General features: G+C 51.2%; 13 protein-coding genes and 1 pseudogene. 12 read left to right on the top strand and 2 right to left on the bottom strand.

Features of this window, described 5'->3' with window-relative positions; translation table 11 throughout:
* Window positions 1-347: 347 nt before the first annotated feature.
* The 6 genes and pseudogenes from ACM6IN_RS17165 to ACM6IN_RS17140 form a co-directional block, all read left to right on the top strand.
* The gene (locus ACM6IN_RS17165) at window positions 348-869 is read left to right on the top strand and encodes a Bro-N domain-containing protein (protein WP_414916423.1); all 522 of its coding nucleotides are present in this window, start codon (window positions 348-350) and stop codon (window positions 867-869) included.
* A gap of 1,170 nt (window positions 870-2,039) precedes the next feature.
* Window positions 2,040-2,492, top strand: a complete 453-nt coding sequence (locus ACM6IN_RS17160; RefSeq protein WP_224794712.1) for an N-acetyltransferase — start codon at window positions 2,040-2,042, stop codon at window positions 2,490-2,492.
* 34 nt (window positions 2,493-2,526) lie between these two features.
* Window positions 2,527-2,697 carry a hypothetical protein gene (locus ACM6IN_RS17155; RefSeq protein ID WP_163004674.1) on the top strand — a complete coding sequence of 57 codons (171 nt, stop codon included), beginning with the start codon at window positions 2,527-2,529 and terminating at the stop codon, window positions 2,695-2,697.
* A 596-nt stretch (window positions 2,698-3,293) separates the two neighbouring features.
* Window positions 3,294-4,769, top strand: a complete 1,476-nt coding sequence (locus ACM6IN_RS17150; RefSeq protein WP_258708977.1) for a hypothetical protein — start codon at window positions 3,294-3,296, stop codon at window positions 4,767-4,769.
* A 17-nt stretch (window positions 4,770-4,786) separates the two neighbouring features.
* Window positions 4,787-6,472, top strand: coding sequence for a hypothetical protein (locus ACM6IN_RS17145; protein ID WP_414916422.1), 1,686 nt, complete (start codon window positions 4,787-4,789; stop codon window positions 6,470-6,472).
* Between the two features lie 364 nt (window positions 6,473-6,836).
* Window positions 6,837-7,688 (top strand): annotated as a pseudogene (locus ACM6IN_RS17140) (YifB family Mg chelatase-like AAA ATPase); the annotation flags it as partial.
* A gap of 458 nt (window positions 7,689-8,146) precedes the next feature.
* On the opposite strand, the gene ACM6IN_RS17135 reads toward ACM6IN_RS17140, so the two are convergent.
* Complete coding sequence (locus tag ACM6IN_RS17135; protein ID WP_414916421.1) at window positions 8,147-8,602, bottom strand: hypothetical protein; 456 nt, start codon at window positions 8,600-8,602, stop codon at window positions 8,147-8,149.
* Window positions 8,603-9,022: 420 nt separating this feature from the next.
* On the opposite strand from ACM6IN_RS17135, the gene ACM6IN_RS17130 reads away from it, so the two are divergent.
* The 5 genes from ACM6IN_RS17130 (at window position 9,023) to ACM6IN_RS17110 (ending at window position 17,181) form a co-directional block, all read left to right on the top strand.
* The gene (locus tag ACM6IN_RS17130; RefSeq protein WP_414916420.1) at window positions 9,023-9,700 is read left to right on the top strand and encodes a response regulator transcription factor; all 678 of its coding nucleotides are present in this window, start codon (window positions 9,023-9,025) and stop codon (window positions 9,698-9,700) included.
* Window positions 9,688-11,769: a sensor histidine kinase gene (locus ACM6IN_RS17125; protein ID WP_414916419.1), complete on the top strand. Its 2,082-nt coding sequence runs from the start codon at window positions 9,688-9,690 to the stop codon at window positions 11,767-11,769. Before ACM6IN_RS17130 ends, ACM6IN_RS17125 begins: the two co-directional genes overlap by 13 nt.
* A gap of 759 nt (window positions 11,770-12,528) precedes the next feature.
* A complete protein-coding gene (locus ACM6IN_RS17120) occupies window positions 12,529-13,104 on the top strand; it encodes a poly-gamma-glutamate hydrolase family protein (RefSeq protein WP_414916418.1) in 576 nt (191 codons plus the stop codon).
* 9 nt (window positions 13,105-13,113) lie between these two features.
* Window positions 13,114-13,572, top strand: coding sequence for a DUF3237 family protein (locus ACM6IN_RS17115; RefSeq protein WP_414916417.1), 459 nt, complete (start codon window positions 13,114-13,116; stop codon window positions 13,570-13,572).
* Window positions 13,573-14,076: 504 nt separating this feature from the next.
* Window positions 14,077-17,181, top strand: coding sequence for a DEAD/DEAH box helicase (locus tag ACM6IN_RS17110; RefSeq protein WP_414916416.1), 3,105 nt, complete (start codon window positions 14,077-14,079; stop codon window positions 17,179-17,181).
* Window positions 17,182-17,688: 507 nt separating this feature from the next.
* On the opposite strand, the gene ACM6IN_RS17105 is transcribed toward ACM6IN_RS17110, so the two are convergent.
* Entirely contained in the window at window positions 17,689-18,276 is a 588-nt protein-coding gene (locus tag ACM6IN_RS17105) for a hypothetical protein (RefSeq protein ID WP_414916415.1), read from the bottom strand.
* A gap of 761 nt (window positions 18,277-19,037) precedes the next feature.
* Here ACM6IN_RS17105 and ACM6IN_RS17100 point away from each other — a divergent pair.
* Entirely contained in the window at window positions 19,038-19,667 is a 630-nt protein-coding gene (locus ACM6IN_RS17100; protein WP_414916414.1) for an antitoxin Xre/MbcA/ParS toxin-binding domain-containing protein, read from the top strand.
* Window positions 19,668-19,799 lie beyond the last annotated feature (132 nt).

Genomic DNA, 19,799 nt, shown 5'->3' with positions numbered 1-19,799 from the left:
AGCTGCCGAAGGCTGCGATCTTTTGATCTCCAGCCCTTCAACCATCCCGGCAACGTCCTACAACCTGAATGACCGCCGTCCGATTGCGCCGAAAAGCCCAGGTTTCTAAGCTCACCCGATGCTGAATGTTCAGCAGCGGGTTTGGCGACCTGGATAGAGTTCGACGCATTGCGACCAAGTTCGACCCTGGGACTTTTCCCATCTCGAATTATGGCGGCTGTGCGTGGGAGACCTTAGGGTCTGCCGGTTCCGGATTCACCGGTTCGCCAACCTGCGCATAGCTGCCACCCCTATCGTTTGGCGACGATCAGAGGCAGTTTTCTTCATTCGAATTCGAGAACTGCACCATGGAAGAAACCTATTTAAAGCCCTACATCTTCACCCGCCACAAACTCCCCCTCCACGCCCTCCTCATCCAGAACCAACCCTGGTTCTGCGCCCGAGACCTGAGTCGCCTGCTGCACATCTACCTCAACGAACGCATGCTGCGAAAACTCGACCACGACCAATACCAAACCCGCAAAACCTTGATCCACAACCAGATCGAAAACGCCCTGCTGATCAGCGAATCCGGCATCTACGCCCTCCTCGTCTACCACTACTGCCCCGAATACCGAGCCCTGCGGGAATGGATCACCCACCAGGTCATCCCTACCCTGCGCGACGCCCAACATCCCACCACAAGCGAACGCCCACACCTGAGCCTGCTCAGTTGGCCGGATATGTCGTTGAGTTTGTTGCACTGGAATAACCAGCCGTGGATACGGCTGCAGGATGTGCCGTTGATGGTGGTGGAACGGGAACAGACCAAGCGCCCAATGACGGGGCCATGGTGGAAAAGGGCTTCGCGGATGCTGCAATCGCTATAAACCCGCATGCCGGAGCTGGACCCTGCGCAAATCGTAAGTCGATTGCAGATTCATCCAGAACTCAGGCGTAGTGTTGAGATGAGAGGCAAGGCTGATTGCCAGATCGGCGCAGATCCTGAGCTGGCATTTCACAAGCTTTTCGATCTCACTTTCGGGCCATTTCGTGGGCATGGCATGACAGTCATGCCCAACGGCTCCATGAATTCCTTACTCAGAACCTCGCCCGGATGAATCGGGCGCATACCATTGCGGTCCATTGTTCGCCTCCAGAGGCTGCGTTGAGTGGCCAAACTGGAGCATCCGACTCCGCGATACAAGACCGTCGAAACCCTTTCGCCGACGTCCTACAACTATTAGGGCATTGCCCTACAAACATCAGAGTCTGCGCCCAGTTACGCAGCCCTTACGCATGTCATTACATTGGCAAACGAAATACGCCCATCAAAATGGAGGTATCTGTGAAGGATAAGAAGAGGAAGGAAAAGCTATTTCAGTTTGTTGATTTGCACCTCGAAGCACTCCGTTTGGCTGGGGATATGTCAGCCAACCAACGGCGATTTATTGAAGTTGCTGTTACATGTGGGCCAGCGCTTGAGCCAAGCGGCGCGCTGGCCGGTAGAAGGTCCTGAGTGAAAAATAAAAAAGGCGTCCATAGGACGCCTTTTTTTGTTCGGAGGAATAGTCGCAGCGATTCTTTAGCTCCTGGCTTTACGGCCTTGGGTTCAGAATCCGACAGGCTAGCCCGTCGTCACTACTTCAGAGAAACCAGCTTTCTCTGCTGCCAAAAATGCGGGGGAGCTTTTGCTGGTGCCCAGTCCCGACGAATGCGCAGTTGCAGTCCTCGAACGTGAGGATCCTTCAGTACCGCTCAGGAGTCAAAGCTCATTTAAGATCGAGAGCAGCGCAAAACCCTCATCCATGCCGGTATAAAGTCTTGCCTCTCCGCCCTCTCACACCCTGAACTGGCCATCTCCAACGTCCTTCACTAACGCAAGCACAGTCCTACGAGGACCGTCCCCTACGTCTGATTACGTAAGCATCAATGCCTTCGATATCGTCTGCAGATTGATCCCACAGAACAAGACGATGCGAAGAAAAGGCAAAGGTACCGAACTTCGAAATCAGACACTCAAATCTGAATCCCGAAAACTCGCACATCAAACAATGTCCATGGACCCAGAAGCCCTGGCAGCTGGAGTTGATGCTCTATCACTCAGGATCGATCCGATTACTCCAGTAGCAATCAACGCATTCCACCAGTGGACCGGCCCCGTTGGGTATCCATGGGACGCTGTTTTGGACTGGAAGACCAAAGATGCAAAAGGGCTGGACTTGGCGTTCTGGTACGAAGAAGAACTGTGCGGACTGTGCTACGCAACGCCGCGAAGAAGCACGATCTGCATGAAAATCGTCCTTTTGCAGGGACACACCTGCAAGACGAATACCTTGCGGGGCTGGATCGCTCCGATGGCATTGCTGACAACAGAGTTCTACGCCCGGAAGCTGGGGTGCACACAAATCGAAGTACAAGAGCCAGATTCAGGTGCCATCCCTTACTATCAAACGCTGGGATTTTATTTTGATACAACCGGTCGCCTTGTCTTTCCATTGGACGACCAATAAGATCGAATCAAGCATCCCGGCACGTGAGGTGTTTATGAAGCAGAAGAAGCAGAAAACCCAACCGGCACGGGTTTCCAAACCGGGTACCGAGGAACTCGGTTTGCCGGACAGAGTTTCAGCCAGTCAGCGGCATTTTCTGAAAGTGGCCGCGACCTATGGCAAGGAAATGGAGCCCGATGGTTGGCTCGCCGGTGGTGGAACCTGAGTACCGCAAAAATGACCGCCAAACAGGCGGTTTTTTTTATGCCTGAGGATTAGTGCCTTCAGCAACATCCAGTGAAAGTTCGCCCTTAAAACTGTCCGACCAACGCCCTCTCCCCAGACTACCCTTCAAAAACCCGCAGGAAGCGGCCCCCGATTCAGCTCAAGGAACGACCATGTCCCTTTCCATCTTCCACACCAGCAATCCAATATTTTTCTTCATTATCTGCAATTCGTTAGAAACGCCGAACTATGCTCTGTTGACGTTGCGGGTCCGTTATCTGTCCGGGTCATAGAGCCATGTATATCTCGCCTAAGCAGCATCGACCTGCTCGCTACATACGAATTTGATAGTAAGGATTGGATCACGATCCATAGTGGCGCAAGGCCTTCTTGACGAGTATTCTCAAAAAAGGCTATCCGATCATCGTTGGAAAAATGGCTTTTCATAGTTTCGTAACAAGTTAACGAATCTCAAAATACCTGGGTAAGCATTCAATGAGCACCTGCTGATCACATCGTCGGGTGTCTTTCAGAATGGGTCAGGAGGCGCGTTGAAATGTTGCTAGACCCTGATTGAAGCTCCGATTAGAGGTTTCGATGGACCGTGAGAAAAACCTTTCAAAAAAGACGCCGGTAGCAGCCATTAAAGATATCTGGGCGGCCAAAACACTTGTCGAACTCGACGGTAGACTCACCGCGAGTATGGCCCAGCAACAGATTCAAGCGCTGATCAAAGAGGAACGCCTTAATACGATTCTCAAGAAGGTAACGGAGCTCGCTAACACCGAGGCAGAATCAGAAAATGCCGGGCTGCTGGTGTTGGCGTTGCTTGGGAGACTTTCTGCCGTAGCGCGAGGCCGTGAAAATGAAATTGCTAAAACGTTGCCGATGCTGGTTCCTGCAGGAAGCTTGCCGCCCTTGGAAGCCTCCACATTAGACGGTGATGGCAAGTTTTACGCAGCACAGAGCCTCTCTCAGATGAGCAGCGCCATTTGGGCGCCCTATGCATTTGAAGAATCAGTGAACGTCGATACTGCGGAGAAAGCCCGCAAGTCCCTGATTGAGTTTGCGCTCAACAGTTGCCCCACCGCAGCTGAAGCACTGGTCACTCACTGTTCAGCGCTCGAAAACCTTTCAGGCATCTCCAACGCCGAATCGAGACTTCGCAAAGCTAGGCGAATAAGCTCTGGCTGGGCGGAAGTCATGCGTGGTCGCAGTCAAGATTTGGGGGAAAGGCCAGGCGAAGCTCTGGCTAAGTGGGTTGCAGCCCTTCTTGCCGGTGACATCAGAGACGTTGATGAAACGCTACTGTTCAATATCGTGGATGACGGTATAGACATTCTTCTGCGCTTCATTGAGCTACGGTTTTCGCACGCCATGCTTACTGAAACCTATCAAATGCTGAGCCGCGCAAAAGTGGTCCTCGGCCGGGCGCGTTGGATTCATTTCCTACCGTTCTCAAAAAACCGCCAAGCGCTCACCATGTGCCTACGTGAATCAGCACTTGTGCTCGCCAGACAAGGAAAGACTGACAAAACGCTGCTCGAATTGATTCAACTCATGTATCAATCGAAGGCTCAAATGTTAAACGACATGGAGCGTCATTTCGGTAAAGCTTTAGAACTCGACCCCGACATTCGTCAATGGTGGCTTGCGGGCGGATCAGTAAGCAACAGCCGTCAGACCACCCATAAAGTTGGCAATAACGAAGACCAAATGATCGGAGAACTTCTGATTGAGGTGGAAAGCGCCAAACCTTTCATGCTTTTCCTTCAGCACTCGATCGTTCCCATGATCGATATTTCCGATTCTGTTATGTCAACCAACGGCATAAAAGCAGCCGCTGGATATTCGGAAATCGCCCGGAAAGTGGGCCTATTAGCAAGGATGCGCAAACTTAGCACTACTGATTTGAAGGGAATGGTCGTCGAGTTCAACCCGCTTCAGCATGAGCTGCTAAGCGATACAACTCACGGCGTGCGCGAGGTGAAGGTAACTCGCGATGGCGTACTTAAAGATTTCGGTGGAAACATAAAAACACTCGTCAAACCGCGAGTTGAACCTTTGAGCTGATATAAGGAAGAGAAACGATGGACCGTACCGAAGCGAAGATCCTTCTCAAGAATTTGCTGCGCCGTATCAAGCCCAAAGACGTCGAGCAATTTGAGCTAACCGGCGTCATCACCGATGGGGAGCTTGCCGCACTGCACTTTGCGCTGGCACTCCTCGAGGGTAATAACCCTGCTCAAGTCCATCCGACCTCCCTGCCAGTCCTTCCTGTATCCCCGGCGCCGAACCCAGTCGACCCTGCTGAGCAAATGGTTGAGCAAGAGGACTTCCCGATTGAGCTTGACTTGAGCATTTTTGATTTGCCAAAGCCTTCGTCCAAGGAGCGGCTTTGCCTAGATTTCGGTACGGCGATGTCAAAAGCCACGCTGGTCATGAACGATCTTGATGACGACGATATAGAAGAGATTCATGTTCTTGAACTGGGCATACCGGGTGATCAGCATGAAGTGAGCGACACCATGCTCATCTCCTCGTTGTACATCGATAACGAAGGCCTCCTCTGGTTCGGCAACAAAGCCGTAGAGCACTCCGCCGTTGAGGGTAGAAACGGCGAAAGAAGACGCATCGACAATGTGAAGCGGTACCTGTCTGAAAGCGCGATTCAAACAACGCTTACTCCCATTTTTAACCCCACGCCTCTACCACTCACAGGCGGCGATGTCCTTTTGGCATATTTGATGTTCATGACCTGGACCGTGAATCAGGTCGCATCAAAACATGGCGTATTACGCAATATAGAACGACGATTTGCTATGCCATGCTTCGAAAAAACTCAGAGCCGAGAGGTCGAGCGCGAGCTTCGAAGACTATTAGGTGAAGCGCAGGTCCTCGCAGATACATTTGCTCTTAGTGTGCACACGGGCCTACCAGTCAAAGACTTTACCCAGGCCGTGAGACAGCTGCGCGAGACTTCGAGGCAATATGATTTCGTCACCCAAGCTCTGACCGAACCTTTAGGAGTCGCTAATGCATTGTTGAGTAGTGAGAGCAACATTCGCCGGCTCACACTCATTGTTGATATTGGCGCAGGAACAAGTGACGTTAGCCTGTATCGATTGCATGCTGATGCCGAGGCAGGTATTCGGCAGGCCGTAGAGGCTAAAGGCGCAGCTAGGGGCATTCCTTTGGCGGGCAACTATCTGGATCGCGCATTGACCGAACTGATCATGCTTAAGGCAGGCATCAAGCACGATAATCCTCGTAATGTTTCCATCCGCAGCAACCTTGCCCTCTCGATTCGCGAATACAAAGAGTCGTTATTCAACAGTGAGTCCTTGACCGTCGTCTTGCTTGACGGACAGGCCGTGGACATCAAAGTGCATGAGCTTGATGAGCTGGAGCCGGTAAAAAGCTTCAAATCAGAGTTGCGCAAGTGCGTAACAGAAATGTTGGAAGAGATTGATGACAGCTGGGTGGGCGCAGCCAGTCACGATGACTTGGCAGTGATCCTGACAGGAGGCGGCTCAAACTTGCGGATGGTTCAGGAGCTTATGTCAGGCGAGATCGAGGTGAAGGGAAAAACTATACGACTCATTCGCACCGCGGCATTCCCGGGATGGCTCAAAGAACTGGATCCCGCCTTGGAAGATGACTTCCCTCGCATCGCAGTCTCCCTTGGCGGCGGTCGACTTAGCCTTATCAGTTCCACTATCGCCCAAGTGACCGCCGGCGATGTTCGGGGAGAACCCACTCTTCCAAGATTTTAACAAGCACCGGCACGCGAGGTGTCTATGAAGCAGAAAAAATTAATAGCACAACCGGCACCCGCTTCAAAAACGGGTGCATAAGTACTTAGTTTGCCGGACAAAGTTAGCCCGTCAGCGGCACTTTTTGAACGCGGCTGCGACCGCTGGCAAAGAAATGGAGTCCGATGGTTGGATGGCCGATAGTGGAACCTGCCTACCGAACAAATGACCGCCCGATGGGCGGTTTTTTACGCTTGGACGTTACTGTCTCCTGCAACATCCAGTGAAAATTCGATCTCAAAACCATCCCACCAACGCCCTCTCCCAAGACTACCCTTCAAAGACCCGCAGGAAGCGGCTTCCCGATTCAGCTCAAGGAACGACCATGTCCCTCTCCATCGTCCACAGTCGCGCCCAGATTGGCGTGGAAGCCCCCGCTGTCACCGTCGAAGTTCATCTGGCCAACGGTCTGCCGTCGCTGACCATGGTCGGGCTGCCCGAGGCGGCGGTGAAGGAGAGCAAGGATCGGGTGCGCAGCGCCATCATCAATTCCGGGCTGCAGTTTCCGGCGCGGCGGATCACCTTGAATCTGGCGCCGGCGGATCTGCCCAAGGATGGCGGGCGGTTTGACCTGGCGATTGCCTTGGGGATTCTGTCGGCGAGTGTGCAGGTGCCGTGTCTGACGCTGGATGATGTGGAATGTCTGGGTGAGTTGGCGTTGTCCGGCGCGGTACGAGCGGTGCGTGGGGTGTTGCCGGCCGCACTGGCGGCGCGCAAGGCGGGTCGTGCGTTGGTAGTGCCGCGTGCGAATGCCGAGGAGGCGTGTCTGGCCTCTGGACTGAAGGTGTTTGCGGTGGATCATCTGCTGGAGGCGGTGGCGCATTTCAATGGGCATACACCGGTTGAGCCGTATGTGTCTGACGGGCTGATGCATGCTAGCAAGCCTTATCCCGACTTGAATGAAGTGCAGGGGCAAGTGGCGGCCAAACGAGCGCTGCTGATTGCTGCTGCGGGTGCCCATAACCTGCTGTTCAGTGGGCCGCCGGGAACAGGGAAAACACTGTTGGCTAGTAGGCTACCGGGACTGTTGCCGCCGCTAGCCGAGAGTGAAGCTTTGGAGGTCGCGGCGATTCAGTCAGTCGCCAGTGGTGCACCGCTAACCCATTGGCCGCAGCGTCCCTTTCGTCAACCGCACCACTCGGCATCCGGGCCGGCACTGGTGGGTGGCAGCTGTAGGATTTGGAAATTAATGCGACTTTTCGGAAATTAATGCGACATCAAAAACTTTTCCTCAAGCGGCGACCCTTAAAGCATGCGACCCGCAGTAACACCAGAACGTCGATACGGGTTCCGTCGAATGTAAGCCGCCTTGCCGTTACTGAAGTAACGCCTTTGCGTTTCAAAGTCTCCCCCGGTAGCAGTACGAAAAGCCCCCCAAGGACCTCCGCCCTGGGGGCCTATTATTTTTATCAGGGTGGATCAACCGGCCTTCGCGCATCGAGGCGCTCCACCGGCCGGGGGAGTGCTGATGGCTTTTAAGCTCCCCAACGACGCAATTCGGCCGCGCTCCTCCTCGACTCTACTTATTAGCCCTAATACCGGTGGGAGCGCAGGTTGAGGATGGTGCAAACGAAAAAAAGCCCGCATCAGCGGGCCGTGTGCTAGAACGTAAATCACTCTTGGCTCACACCTAAACTAAATGCGAGCGTTGATCCAGTCCCATACCTTCTGACTCAACCAGCCCTGATGATTACCTTTGACGACCTGCGAGAGGAAGATGCGGTCGTTGGCGTCAAGCTTAGAACGGAGATCCTCGAGAATTTTATCAGCTGTATACGTGCTACTGATCCAGCGAACAGACTCCAGCCCCGCGTCTTGGGTGTTATCGAAGCGCTCAAGGTTCTGAAGAAAAGCACGCCGAGCGGCGTCATAGTTGCTACGTTCTTTGTTTAAATTCCAGGTAACTATGTATACAGTCATATTTGTTTTCCTATTGAATATCTCTAAACAGCCCATACCGTCGGGCAGCAGTGAATCGTAGAGGTTAGTAATCGATGGTGTGAGTCCAAACCGGACGCCATCCCTTAGCGAGATAAGCAACCAAGCTGCGGTTACCATGAAAGCGGATACGCCCGCCTGACGAATACGCAAGTGCCGATTGATCGACCTGAAGCCCACTGGCACGGGCTTTGGCAGTGAGCTGCCCCAGCAGACCATCATTATTTCCCGAGGTAGATTTCGCTTCAAAAACAGCGAAATTTACCCACCCTCCCCCCACGGCTCGCTCACGCATGTGAGCCATATTTATTTTCATGAGTCCCCCAATAGAGCGTTTTCAAAGCCGCAGCAAATGGCTGTGACAGGAACTACATACTACTCAGCCAATCGTGAGTGTTTTAGCCCTACTTTGGATAACTCCATAGATGATTCGAAACCGGGGATCACGAAGCTTTTCAAGCTCAAGCCTTTCGAAGAGTTCACATGCGAACGTGAGCAAATGCTCACGTTAAGCTACGCCTAAAAAAATTTCATTCTGGTATTCTCACGAGGTTAACTGACTAGGGGTCGACCATGAAAAAAATAGCTGTGATTGAAGATCAAGTAGAAGTGAATAACGCACTAGTTGCATTTTGCAGGGAACTAGGCAATGAGTACGAGGTAGAACAGTTTTTTGATCGAGAGACAGCTGAAGCAGCGATAAAAACGACAGACTACAGCCTGATAGTTCTCGACATTGAACTCCCACCAGAGAAAAACGCTGGCATTGGGATAATTTATACAAATGTTAACCACCACAAAAGCCCCGTAATGGTAGTTTCAGGACTAGACCCGTCCCAGTACAGAAACGTGATGAATCAGCTGGACGTATGGGATTATCTAGAAAAGCCCATTGCAGCAGACGGTCAAGAATTCATTAGTTCCGCACTTAAAGTTCTTCGAGCGAAAAATAATACGATATCAACACAAAGCCTTGACGCTGTAACATACGAAAATTCGACAGGAAAGATCTTCTATAAAGGCAAGCCATTAAACTTACCTCAGACAGCTAAGCTCATACTTATGCGCACATATGAACGTAAAGGCAAATATGTCCCTTACCCTGATTATTACGATCTGGTTAAAACCGGAAAAAACCCCGATGCAATTCGCCAACATGTGAAGACGATCCGTGATGCCCTCGTTGAGGCGGGAATAGAAGGCGAGCACATCACGGTGATCAGAATGAAAGGTGTTCAGTGGCAGGAATAATACAATCACTGACGAGGCTTAAGAAAAACCTCGGAAAAGCAAAAGCACGGGTCTTAGTTATCGGTACCTTGTCTGCAATGATCCTTGTCGTTCTTGCCGGCACGGTATTTGTTCTGAGACTGAGCTATTCCCCAGTGGTGCGGCAATATCAAGCTGGAATTCATCGAACGCTGCAACGGGTAGTTTCTGAATTTGAGGGTTTCGAAGGGCGCACAGCTTTCATCAATATGAACCGCTCCGGCTCAGAGCTTGGGCTTCCCCTCATTCATTTACCACTCGACTACCTCAATTATCTCCCAGGGCATATTGAGGAACTAAGGCCCTTGGCTGCCTGCAGTTATCCTTTCAAGACCCAACCAGGCTCCGAGATGTGCGCCGGGATCCTAGATAGCCGCAAAGCAGGTGCGATGGTCTACATTCAAGGTTCGTTTGATCTTGAGGAGGAGCTGAGCGTCCCTATCTACTCTAAATCCCCGACAACAGGCCATCATTTTTTGCTGTCCATAGAGGCTAAGGGAGTTAAGCAAGCATTTGTTGTGACCTTTGATCCATTACGTCGCGCGGATGCCTCGTCCAAATCAACGTTCACCCCAGCCTGGAGCTTGACTGGGTTTAGATATTTAGGAGAAGGGCAGAAATCCTACGTTCGTGAGACAGACATCAAGGGGCGAGTACTGCTTCCCGATTCGGCAAGCAGTCACTATAGATACATTTTTCAGGCGCCTATTCAAGCGTTCACGGCTGACGCAGTTAGCGATAGCAAGCCTTGGCCGCCTAGCGACCTAGCTAGTGTAAAAATTGGTATGAGAGTGCTTGCTCCGGATTACTCAGATACGGGGCGGAGCATCACAGATACCGCCAACCTAGCGGAATCGCCACGATTTACCTTTTCCAATATGTCGCAGTACTTGGCTTCCGGAGAGAAACTTACGTTCCGCGCGCCGGCAGCCGTGAGGGACGACCCCGTAGAAGTAGAAAGCGCAGAACCAACTGTACAGCAAAACCGCCATCAGTTGAGAATCGCACTGGAACATGTGGCTGATGCGTTGATCAGGGCAGTTATCCCGAGCATCTCGACGCAAAGGAACTACAATTTTGATGACGGAAGCGCTGTAGAACTCAATGGTAACGCGTCCCTTATCATGAGTGGGTGGCGAGCCGCTGCTCAAGGGACAATCGCTTTTGCCATGTTGCTATGTACCTCGCTGGTAATTGCAGGATTCATTCTTTATCGCTTCTTGCTTGAGCCGCTAAATAACTTGAGGCGCAACACTCTTTACTTGCGGGACAAATTCCAAGATGCAGACAATTTCAGGCTTCCATACACCATTAATAACGAAAGAGATGAAGTCGGCGTTCTCTGGGCCAGCATTTTAGACTTACACAAATCAATTACTTCATATGGTCGGGAGGCACTAGAAAGCACCAAGAAACAGGCCGAATTCCTGCGAGCTCTGGGTCATGAAATTAAATCGCCTCTTCAAGAGCTAACCATCAGACACAGTAATACAGAAGATCCAAGCTTTAAGAGTATCAAACGCATTACGCATGCACTAAAAATATTATCAGCAAGCCAAGGCGATGGTTCTACCTCTCCCTCGATGGGCCCCAAAGAGGCAATAAGTTCTTATCGAGGAACGCTCACCCGCGAAGACGTATCTGAGTATTTGCAAAACGCAGCGGACGAAAATCCTAACGTAATCTATGACGGATCAATTCGAAAGCTCATGGTCAGTGCTGATGGGGATATGCTTGAGGCGGCGCTTACTGCAATATTAAATAATGCGAACGATTTCAGGTCGGAGGGGACACGCATTACCATCACTGGGTACACGGACGCTCAATGGGTACTCATTTCGATCATGAACTACGGCCCCCACATAAAGAATTATCCCATCGAGGAAGTGTTTGAGTATGGGGTCAGTAGCCGAAGCGGTAATGGCGATCACGGAGGGCTTGGGTTATACATGGCGAAAAAAAACATCACCAACATGGGCGGAGATCTAGTGGCCAAGAATGTGGAGGGAGGCGTTCGATTAGAAATAAAACTTGTAAGAATCAGAGGTTGATTAACGCTGGCTAGGCACATATCAAACTACTACGCGCTGCTGAAAAGTTGCTCAGTGCAATGCGCAGAGTTCCAATGATTGGAACCGCTTATGAACCCATATTCAAAGCACCTCACTGGTGCTGGACGCTGTGCTCCGGAAATCTAAGGAGCCACTCGCCATGATTAAAACCTGCGCGCAAATCAATCTCCAAGAGCATTGCACCGTTATCGCCATAACTGCACTTATGCTTGGAGTTGAGGATGAGCCGCCAGTATTGCTGGCCGGCTCGCAAATGCTCTCACCACAACGGTCCTGTCGAATTCAATAGTCGATGGCCCGATGAATGCGTCCAAAAGCCGGCGACGTTTCAGGTAGATGTACCGTTCGAACTGGCAGACTCGAATGGCGTTGTGATGCAGGTCCGAGTCTTACACATCCAAGCGCGAACTTCGCTGCTGCAGTATGCCTTTCCCACGCCACATTGATGGCTACCCCTCCATTCTTAAGGGCTACCATCTGTACGTTGAATTCCGATGCGCGCCAATGTTCAAACTGGTTCGTTACCGGCTATTGGCGAGCGGTTGCTTCTAGCCGACTATGGTGTGTCGCGACAGGGCGGGGCGAATAATGCGATAGGTTGAAAGATCGCAGGGTGGATACATTCCTTGCTCGAGAATTTCGACTACCTTATGTAGTGAAGCTGCGCAAATTTCGCGTGCCTCACAATCCATCCAAGTCGCCGCTTCGCAGTGCAGCCTAATTCAGGTTTTTGAGCCAATGCCCGATAAGTACGCGAACTTTTTAGCCCTCTCAACATCCGAGCCAGAAGGGTCCTATCGCATCGAAATGAGATCGATAGGCACCGCGGTGGCTCTAATTGCACCTCACGCAGGAAAGATTGAGCAGGGGACGTCAGAGATATGCAGGAGCATCGCTGGCAACGACCTTGCGTATTATTTGTTTGAAGGCTGCAAGTCGAGCAACAATCGGGATCTGCATATCACAAGTTCGCGCTTTGACGAGCCGCAAGGAGTGGGTATTGCTCAAACGGCGCAGGTGGTTGTGACCTTTCATGGCCAAGCCGGTGAGGATCATTTCGTCAACGTCGGCGGCTTAGCAGAGCAACTCTGCGCCTCAATGATTGTAGTTCTAAACGCCTCAGGCTTCTCCGCAAGTCGGCATAGTAACCCAATGCTTCAAGGGCGCGACCCAAACAACATCTGTAATCGTGGCGTCAAAGGGCAAGGACTTCAACTTGAGATCTCCCGAGCCTTAAGAGATACGCTAACAGCAGACGATCACACAATGGCCCTTTTCTCCTCCACTGTTAGGTCTGCGCTAGATGGGCTTTAATGAAGGTACTTGGAACCTACCGCAACGCCCTGCGCCTATTCGGGCGCGTTCTGCCTGACCCTGTCCATAGCCTGGCTGCCGCAAGCCCTGGCCAACGAGCCGAAGGAGAAGATTTCCAAACGCCTGACCGACGACCTCATCCTTCAGATCAACGTGCAACTCGGTCAACGCGAAGAAATGGACAACGGCCCGGATGGCCTCCGCCTGAACTACCCGATCATCTGCGGCACCTTTATCGGTAAAGAAATCGACGGTATACCGATGCAAGGCACCGTCGTTCCGGGCGGCGCCGATATCTCGGTAATGCGCGAAGACAGTGTTCCCCGCAACAACGCGCTGTACAGACTGAAAACCGCTGACGGTCAAATCATCATCGACGAGGCCGGAATCTGGCGCCTCAAAGAATCCAACCGAGCGAAAAAAGCCAAAAGGTTGGAACTCAAAGACATGAAAGAAACCGACTTCTAATGTCGTACCGTCCCCGCCTTTAAACCCAACCGGGGGCAGCATGCATAGCTGAACGACTACATTTTTGTCGGACCTTTGGTAGTGTGAGTGAGCATGAGGTGTTGGTCGGTGTGTACCGCATGGGTGGTGTATAAGCGGTAGTGCTACTAAGAGCAGCCTGTCGTCAGCTGCACTCCAGATACCACCGGTTTGCCTCGATGCATTTAATCTTCGAACGCTCAAATTCCAGACAAAAAATGCCGCGCAACAGGTTAGGACATTGCGCGGTAAAAGCCTTCCTCAGTCGAAGCCAGTGGAGCAAAGGATGGTGTCGCCAGTAGGGTACGCTATGCGCACCGGTGTACCCTCGCCCGTTTACCAGCGGATGCCAGCGACGCCCAGGTTCTCGACCATGAGCGAGTCCGCGGCTGAGCTATGCCAACGACGCTTGAGCCCTTAGGATTAAAGCTTTAAACCGTGATGCGGTCATTTTGACAGCTTCGAGATCAAAGGGAAGGTAGATATATGTTCAACGACATACCAAGCGAACTCGGGCTTTGGCCGCATCAAAGATCTGCACTTACCTTTCTACTTAATCACCTAAGAAATGTACCTGAACCTTGCCTCGTTAGGATGCCAACCGGTACAGGTAAAACAGGTGTTATCGCTTGCCTTTCACTGCTCAGTGCGAATGGAAGAACGCTAGTCCTGACACCTTGGGCGAATCTTCGCGACCAAATGATCGATGCTCTGAAGCAGGGATTCTGGACAAGCGTGGACCGAAGGGCGCCAGTTGGGAAAGTGGTAAATTTACTTCCATCTTCCGCCAAATCGGTATTGGAAGACGCTGAAGCCAAGGTTATTGTCTGTACCTTCAGCGCATTGACTGAGCTTAGAAGAACAAATGAGCCTCTATATCTTGAGCTCGCATTGTTCATAGAAACTGTTGTTGTTGACGAGTGTCACTACGAACCAGCTATTGAGTGGGGACGCGCAGTCAAGGGACTACGCAAGCCCACTGTCTTACTCACTGCAACGCCCTATCGCAACGACCTAAAACTCTTCCGTATTAAGAATACACAGTCGTCTATATTTCACTTCACTCACGAAGAGGCCGAGGCAAAAGGCATTATTCGTAAGCTGGCTTTCGTGCCGCTTTCTAACGCGGTTGATATTCCAACATTATGCAAGGATTTCATCAGAGAATGGCAAGAAGCCGAGACCTCTAAAAAGCTGGCGAGCGCACATCCACGTGCAATCGTCTGCTGTGCGACTGCTAACGATATTCGTGATGTAGTAGGCATTCTACAAAAGGCTGGGCTAAGTGCTATCGGGATTCATGAGCAGTTTGAGGGTTCCAAAGAGGTAGCGCTTGTCAAAGACGTACCCCTTCTCAACAACCCGGCCCAAATTTGGGTTCATCAAAATAAACTGACGGAGGGACTGGACGATTCTCGCTTCTGCTGCCTGGCCTTCATGTGCAATGTGAACAACGACCGGAAGCTAGTTCAACAAATAGGTCGAGTTCTGCGGAACGGCAAATCTGCCGCACCCGACTCGCCAGCTTTAATTATGGCTCCGCCCGAATACGAGCTCGAAGAACGTTGGCTTGCATATCGAGACTTCGAAAAAAACACTAGCGTCATGGATGCTGAGCACTTCAGGCGTGTAGTCGAAGGTCTCTTGGCTGCGCAACCCTCTGTGGAATACTTCGATGGTCGTTTCCGTAGGTGCTTTCGAACCGATATCCTTTCCGATGACGCTCAGGTTGCTATCGCGCCGAGCGTTCTCGTCCGTAAAATTCAGCCAAGCTTCAAACTTGAAGAATACATTGAGGACTGTACAGACAGCCTCAATCTGACGGACGCAATCATTCTGGGTCAACCCAATACGCCTTGTCAGCAATCCGGTGACTTCGCTCTTTGGGTCTATGCCTCCGTAGCAAACTCGAGGCTTCTAGAGGACACATCTTTCTATGAGATACGACTTGAAGCCCATTGCGTCGTTCTTACCGACGGCTATCTACTGGTGTCAGATACCACTGGAACGTTCCCAGAAAATCTCTTGGAAAACCATACGATTGAGCTAGGTGCATCGGACCTATCCGGCCTTATGGATACGTCATACCGAGTAACGAATATCGCAGTAAGCAGCGCCGTACCGTTTGATACTGTCCTAAGGGCATCTGAACATCGCGGGCACGACCTAAACATTATTCCGGCATCTTTAACTGATCGAGTCCAAATTTGCCGGGCTGCTCGGGGTGCATCATTAGGTAGCAGGCGTTACATAGGATTACACCGAGGGCGCGTCCGAGAAGAGCTATCTGAACGTAAGCGAAGGCAGCACTCTGTTGCGATTTTCAAGAACTGGGCTAAGTCAATTGGAGCGGCTCTTTCTGCAAAGAGCACAAACCATCCAGTCTTACAGCGCTACATGCAACCTTGTACGGCGCCAAATGCGCCCATTCCAGTGTCGATATCAGTTGACTTTACTCAGCAGAATGTTCAAGTCCCGCAATCAGACGGAAAGAATTTGCTCGTTACCAAATCGTCAATTTCAATTCAGAGTGTAGCGGCGGGTTGCAACACAGCTTTTGAATGCGAATTCGAGTTCTCGACCGACGAACCAACGACCACAGTCCATGCTTTGCTATCTATGGAGTATCAGCGAAACAAAGGGCGCTTTTGGTTTAGGTCTCGAGGCGTCTCCAGCGTCCAAGTGCACGAGTTAGGAAGCTCCGTAAAACGCAATCTTGCAGACTTCCTCAATCAGAATCAGGAGATGCTGCTAATAGGCTTGCAGGGCGGCGAGATGGTGTACCAAGGTCGCAATTTTTATGCGGTGGACTACAAACACGCCGAGCAGATGCTATTCGACAAAATCATCAGGCCAGTGATAGCGGCATGCAGTAACGAGAAAGGCACCAAGAGTGAAATTGAACAAGCTAAGATTAGCGGTAAGAAGGCCACATCGTTCATTGAACGCTCCCTATTCAAACGAATTGCTGAAGGTAATCTGCCCATCGGATTTTCACCTGAATTAATCATTTGTGATGACCTTGGATCCGAGTGTGCAGACTTTGTCGTAGCGAATTTCGTAGAAAAAGAACTCGCGTTGATTCACGCGAAAGCTGGGAAAGGAGCGGGAATATCAGCTTCCGCCTTTCATGATGTTGTAGCCCAAGCCATGAAAAACCTCGTTTATCTTTCACGGGGCCAGGAGATACCCGCAGGTGCCGGCTCGTGGACTAAGACTGCCCGATGGAACGAGACAGATATTCCTCGGATATATCAATCCCCCTCCAACTGCCCTACTGGCAAAAAATTGTGGAAAAAATTACGTAATGAGATTATTGACAGCGCAAACGCGCGATTGCACGTCGTGCTAGTGACAACTGGTTGCTGCGATCTATCCAAGCTGAAAGCAGCTGTTCGACACGCCTCTAATCGGACAGCTGAGACGGCTCAATTGCTTCATCTACTCGATGGATTAATCGGCTATGCGCGTCAGCTTGGTGTCCAAGTAACGATATTCGATATCCCATTTCTGGCAAAACCAGCAAAAAAAACCAAAAAAAGAACTGTTGCGAAAACCGTTGGGACAAATGCTGTTGCGCATAAAAAGTAGAGTTCAAGAAAACAAGCTAAATTAAACCAAATGCGCCCCCTCCATTGGCAGCAGTGCTGCTTCAACAGATCAATGGGGGCACGGCGAGCGATCGCATGAGCTAGACCTTGGTGGTGACCAAATCAGTGAAAGCGGAATTGGGTAATGTGCTCGTCGGCGTCCGACTCTCGTAAAGCAAGGTCAATGACTACGAACACAAAGTGGACAAGCTCAAGCTCGGAAGCTCGCCTCAGCGTGGTCAAATTGGCTTACGACATCTACCTTGAGTCGACATCAAACCGAATGACGGTTTACTCACGGCTCGACATGTCGAGCAGGCGATGGGGATGGGGGCGGGATCCACTCCATCGCGCGAGGTAAACCGTTTTGGCAAATCCAGATTTTCCAGAACGCGTAGCTGCCAACTAGCCATTCAATAAATTTGATTCGCTGCCCCTCGGTTCTATTGCAAACATCAAGAACAAAGAACTCAGGCTGACCGGCTGACACACGTCGACAAGCATTGCTTCAGAACGTAGGAGTGCTGGCAGGGCTATTCACATTAAGTTGATTCGCGCATGGCCTGGCATTCTCGGGTTTTACGCCAGGGGCAGACACGCAGAGGGTGTAGCTCAGACCGTATGGCAAATCAACGTGACGTACCTCTCCGTAGGGAATTTCGGCGATGCGTGACACAGAGCCCTGATCGTGGACGATCTCAGGATTAGTGAGCTTCCTTTCGAGGACACCCGCCACGTCGCGATGCGACTCAGCACCAACCTTGTAATCGATCTTGACCTGGAGCTTCGCTGTCGCCTCACCTACGGAAAGGATTTGCATATTGGTGTTCAGGATCACGAGGCCCAATGAACACGACGTGCGCTCCGCATTACATTGGCGCACGTGATATGGCCCAAAGGTCTGCGTGCGCTCAGAGCCTGCGCCATTAAAAAAAGTGTCGTCATTGCCAGAGGCACTTCTAGGAAAGCCTGATTGCTCTGTCGTACCCGCGTGGTAATCCACAACCACAGGACCTTTATCGAAAAGGTTCAAGCCCGCACAACCTGCTAGCGCAGCCAAAGCCACCATCGCACCACCAATAACTACCAAACGCATGCAAATTCCTTAAGCAAATCTTAAACACATGACACACCGACCTCACAAAGGTGGAATATCTTCTTTAACGCTCATAACCGATGCTTATTACCAGTGTCACTATCACTTCCACCACAATCAATTCAGTAGCCTCCTCGGATGGGGGAAAAGCCGCTCGCTCGGGCAAGCTGCAATGGCCCAAACGCTTGGTATTTGGGACTATTCATCAGTGCAGGCATCGAACGCAGGACTTTTGCCTCGGCAGTTTATTCGCACGAGCGAGGGACACAGCAAGACGAAGCTGACCAAGAGTGATCACCGCTTTGTTTTGTATGGTCTACCCAACTGGAGGGTAAACCGCGTCATCCTGTTGGCTCGCAAGCGGGCGACAGGAAACGCAGAGTAACTGAAGGGAATATGATCTTTGGCGACGTCAAGTCTCAGATAATAGCGGTGCTGTCTGAACACTGGATCGCACAAGTGTCAACATGGACGCTTCGGGAGCATTTGAAAATGGGAACACTGATCGAGGTTTTACCGGGCCTGCGAAAGGTTTGCCGGTGAATCACGATTCGCAAAACACACGACATAAGCTATGCAGAGCTCGTTTCCATTCGGAAACGTTCGCCACACATCCGCCGCCGCAGGCAACTGATGTCGAGGTTGATGGAAATGTTTAAGGCGCAGTGAAGCTTGTCACCAAAAACGCCCCTACGTCTTACGTCTCAGAGGCAACACGAGCATAATCGATTGACTCAGCGATGAAGCGAGAGCTGCGAATCATGAGCAAACCCTGGAAGGTTAGATGCACCGACACCGGGGACGGTAGCGGAGATGGGGTTGTCATTTTGCCGACCGCGTTGCTTGCGCAAATCGGTCTACAAATTGGCGACGAATTGAGCATCGAGGTGAGTGATGAGGTCATTGTGCTTCAGCCAATGCTGCGCTCTTCGACTGCCCATTCAATGACTGAAATCTTGCGAATAGACCTTCATCGAATTTACCGGCGACACTTGGAAGACTATCTCCACATTCCCATTGGAGATCCAGATCGAACCATCCATGAACGGATTAAATCGGGATTCCCCGCCAGCTTACTTCAAGCACTTTTGGAGCAGGGAGTTTTTCCCCTCAGCGAACTCAATAGAATTATTCCCTCCCGTACGCTCAAATCACGCTTGGCGAAGAACCAGCTTTTGAAATCCAGTGAAAGCGATCAGGTTTATCGCATCGTCCACATCGTCGCTTTGGCTGTAGCAGTCTTCAGCGATTCGGAGAAAGCTAATCGCTGGCTGACAAAACCAAAATCCAACCTCAGCGGAGCGAGTCCGTTCGAGGTGCTGTCGACTACCTCCGGATTGCGCCAAGTAGAGGAAATGCTGATTCAAATAGCTGAGGGTCTGTACAACTAGGCGCCACAATCAAACTGATCGAGATTCCGTAACCTATGCCAAGCTCGAAACACAACAATATAACATAACGGATGTTATCTATATGTCTAAACCGCTATGCAAATCGTCTAGAAAAACCCTACGCAAAACAAT

The sequence above is a fragment of the Pseudomonas sp. IT-P395 genome (assembly GCF_949767675.1).
Lineage (GTDB): Bacteria > Pseudomonadota > Gammaproteobacteria > Pseudomonadales > Pseudomonadaceae > Aquipseudomonas.
The sequence above is the reverse complement of the archived record's forward strand: the minus strand, read 5'-3'. Positions and strand labels throughout refer to the sequence as shown.

What these genes read in the sequence shown, in the direction of transcription:
- ACM6IN_RS17105 (WP_414916415.1), bottom strand. Translation starts at nt 18,276, where the DNA reads ATGCGTTTGGTAGTTATTGGTGGTGCGATGGTGGCTTTGGCTGCGCTA.
- ACM6IN_RS17155 (WP_163004674.1), top strand. Translation starts at nt 2,527, where the DNA reads ATGAAGCAGAAGAAGCAGAAAACCCAACCGGCACGGGTTTCCAAACCG.
- ACM6IN_RS17110 (WP_414916416.1), top strand. Translation starts at nt 14,077, where the DNA reads ATGTTCAACGACATACCAAGCGAACTCGGGCTTTGGCCGCATCAAAGA.
- ACM6IN_RS17150 (WP_258708977.1), top strand. Translation starts at nt 3,294, where the DNA reads ATGGACCGTGAGAAAAACCTTTCAAAAAAGACGCCGGTAGCAGCCATT.
- ACM6IN_RS17160 (WP_224794712.1), top strand. Translation starts at nt 2,040, where the DNA reads ATGGACCCAGAAGCCCTGGCAGCTGGAGTTGATGCTCTATCACTCAGG.
- ACM6IN_RS17145 (WP_414916422.1), top strand. Translation starts at nt 4,787, where the DNA reads ATGGACCGTACCGAAGCGAAGATCCTTCTCAAGAATTTGCTGCGCCGT.
- ACM6IN_RS17100 (WP_414916414.1), top strand. Translation starts at nt 19,038, where the DNA reads ATGAGCAAACCCTGGAAGGTTAGATGCACCGACACCGGGGACGGTAGC.
- ACM6IN_RS17165 (WP_414916423.1), top strand. Translation starts at nt 348, where the DNA reads ATGGAAGAAACCTATTTAAAGCCCTACATCTTCACCCGCCACAAACTC.
- ACM6IN_RS17130 (WP_414916420.1), top strand. Translation starts at nt 9,023, where the DNA reads ATGAAAAAAATAGCTGTGATTGAAGATCAAGTAGAAGTGAATAACGCA.
- ACM6IN_RS17120 (WP_414916418.1), top strand. Translation starts at nt 12,529, where the DNA reads ATGCCCGATAAGTACGCGAACTTTTTAGCCCTCTCAACATCCGAGCCA.